This window comes from Actinoplanes sp. NPDC051633, from assembly GCF_040681735.1.
Classification (GTDB): domain Bacteria; phylum Actinomycetota; class Actinomycetes; order Mycobacteriales; family Micromonosporaceae; genus Actinoplanes.
Genome location: NZ_JBFAZH010001086.1, coordinates 1 through 2,607, shown reverse-complemented (window position 1 = coordinate 2,607; position 2,607 = coordinate 1). Strand labels below are relative to the sequence as shown.

Here is a 2,607-nt window from a genome sequence, read left to right as displayed (position 1 = left end):
GTCGGCGACGACAAGGACAAGATGGCGATGTACCTGGCCGAGTGCCGGCGCATGGGCATCCAGGTCCTCCCGCCCGACGTCAACGAGTCGGCCGGCCCGTTCACCCCGGTCGGCAAGGACATCCGGTTCGGCCTGGCCGCCGTCCGCAACGTCGGGCACAACGTCGTCGACGCGATCGTGCGGTGCCGCGAGCCCAAACCGGGGCAGACCAGCAGCCGCTATCAGGACTTCTACGACTTCCTGTCCAAGGTGGATGCGGTCGCCTGCAACAAGAAGACGATCGAGTCGCTGATCAAGGCCGGTGCCTTCGACTCGCTGGGCCACTCCCGCAAGGGCCTGCTCGCCGTGCACGCCGAGGCGATCGACGCGTACGCGGACGTGAAGCGCAACGAGGCGGCCGGGCAGTTCGACCTGTTCGGCGCGTTCGGCGACGCGGACGGCGGCGGCTCGGCGACGGTGGCCATGCCGCCGATCACCGACGGCGAGTGGGACAAGCGCGACAAGCTGGCCTTCGAGCGGGAGATGCTCGGGCTCTACGTCTCCGACCATCCGCTGGCCGGGCTCGAGGCGCTGCTGCAGAATTCGGCGGACACGACGATCGCCGCCCTCAACGAGGAGGGGTCGGTGCCCGACGGCCAGGTGGTCACGCTGGCCGGCATCCTCACCGGCGTGCAGCGGCGGATGACCAAGCAGGGCCGGGCGTGGGCGTCGGCGACGCTGGAGGACCTGGCCGGTGGCGTCGAGACGCTGTTCTTCCCGAACACGTACGAGGTGATCGGGCAGTACATCGCCGAGGACGCGATCGTGGTCGTCAAGGGGCGGGTGGACCGCCGCGACGACACCCCGCGGATCATGGCGATGGACATGTCCATGCCCGACGTCTCGCACAACCCGGACTCCAAGCCGATCACCCTGACGATGCCGATCACCCGGTGCACCCCGCCGCTGGTCAGTGAGCTGAAGGAGATCCTGGTCAGCCACCCGGGCGACGCGGAGGTGCACGTCCACCTGCAGAACGGCAGCCGCACCACGGTGATGCGGCTGGGCGGCTTCAAGGTGGCGCCGACGCCGGCCCTGCGGGCGGATCTCAAGATGATTCTCGGCCCGTCCGCGGTGGCCTGAGCAGGGCTGGCAGGATTGCCGGGTGGATAGCGACACCTACGCCTGGGCGGAGCCGCCGGAGCCGCCGGCCAGGTCCACCCGACCGGCGGCCCGGGGGCTCGCCGTGGCCGGTCTCACGGTCGTGGTGCTGGCGGTGGCCGGGGGTCCGCTGGGCGTGCTGTGGCACTTCCTGGCGCCGGCCGTGCCGGTGATCAACGCCGGCGAGGGGCGGGTGCTGGTCAACGACCCGTCGCCGGAGGAGTACATCGCAGCGGACGGCTGGTTCAGCGTCCTGTGCCTCGCGTTCGGAATGGTCGCGGCGATCGTGGCGTGGCTGGTGCTGCGCCGTGACCGCGGGCCGTGGCTGCTCGGTGGTGTGATCCTCGGCACCCTCGCCGCGCCGGTGGTGGCCTGGCAGGTGGGGCGGATGATCGGGCTGGGGGCGTACGAGGACTGGAAGGGTTCGTCGGCGGCCGGTGCGACCTCCGCGGCGCCGCCGGATCTGCACGCGTACGGGACGCTGCTGATCGCGGGCTTCGCGGCGGCCATCGTGCTCACGCTGATGGCCGGCTGGTCGAACGACCCCGACCTCGACGCGCCGGGCGCGCGCCCGGGCTACGGCAACGACCTCGCGCACCCCGACCCGGGGGCGGCCCAGTTCGGTTCGAGGGCTCAGTTCAGTTCGGGCTGGCCGGTCGAGCCAGATCAGACAGCGGAACCGGCACCGCCCGCACCCGGGCCAGCAAACCCGCCTCACGGGTGAGCAGCTTGAGCTCGGCCCGCAGCCGGGTCGCCGTGTCGGGCGCCGCCAGCAGCGTCTGACGTTCCTCCGTGGTGAGCTGGGCGGTCGCCGCGATCAGGTGGGACAGCACGGTCGGGTCGTCCGGCACCTGGTCGAGCACCTCGGAGTCGGGCCGCAGCAGCTCGAGATAGGTGCGGAAGGCGGCGAGCACCCGCGGCGCCAGCAGCTCGGCGGTCTCGCCCGGCTCGTCGTCGTCGGGCAGCCACTCCACCTCGGCGGTCAGATAGGGCTCGGCACCCTGCTCGACGGCCAGCACCCGGAACCGCCGCCGGCCGACCGTCACGATGTCGTAGCGGCCGTCGGGCAGCTCGGTGACCTGGCGCAGCTCGGCGGTGCACCCGGCCTCGTAGAGCTGCTCCGCCGTCACGGGTGTGTCGTCGACCGGCGGACCGGCGTCGTCCTCCGTGGTGGTCTGCACCTCGGACCCGTGCCGCAGCGTCACCACCCCGAACTCGTGCGGCCCGTCCTCCGGGCTGTTCACCAGCTCTTGCACCAGGGTCCGGTACCGCTCCTCGAAGATGTGCAGGGGCAGCACCAGGCCGGGAAAAAGCACCGTGCTCAACGGGAAGACCGGGAGAATCGTGCCCACGAGGCGAGCGTATCGGCATGGTCGCTGTCCGCGCGCGCCCCGCCTCTCGTTTTAAAGGGCATACCACCCATCTCGGTTGCTGGAATCGCCGCGCGGCTCGGTCCGGACCGCCGCC

3 protein-coding genes are annotated in these 2,607 nt (G+C 71.4%); 2 read left to right on the top strand and 1 reads right to left on the bottom strand.

Annotation, left to right across the window (positions count from 1 at the left end; translation table 11 throughout):
• Together AB0M20_RS37265 and AB0M20_RS37260 are read left to right on the top strand one after the other, a co-directional pair.
• Nucleotides 1–1,122 (top strand): OB-fold nucleic acid binding domain-containing protein (locus AB0M20_RS37265; protein WP_364305478.1); only part of this gene is annotated, 1,122 nt, incomplete at its 5' end.
• Nucleotides 1,123–1,144: 22 nt separating this feature from the next.
• On the top strand, nt 1,145–1,864 hold the full coding sequence (locus AB0M20_RS37260) for a hypothetical protein (protein WP_364305476.1): 720 nt from the start codon (nt 1,145–1,147) through the stop codon (nt 1,862–1,864).
• On the opposite strand, the gene AB0M20_RS37255 is transcribed toward AB0M20_RS37260, so the two are convergent.
• Nucleotides 1,779–2,492 (bottom strand): LON peptidase substrate-binding domain-containing protein, encoded by a 714-nt coding sequence (locus AB0M20_RS37255; RefSeq protein WP_364305474.1) that lies wholly within the window; start codon nt 2,490–2,492, stop codon nt 1,779–1,781. The genes AB0M20_RS37260 and AB0M20_RS37255 overlap by 86 nt on opposite strands.
• Nucleotides 2,493–2,607: the final 115 nt, after the last annotated feature.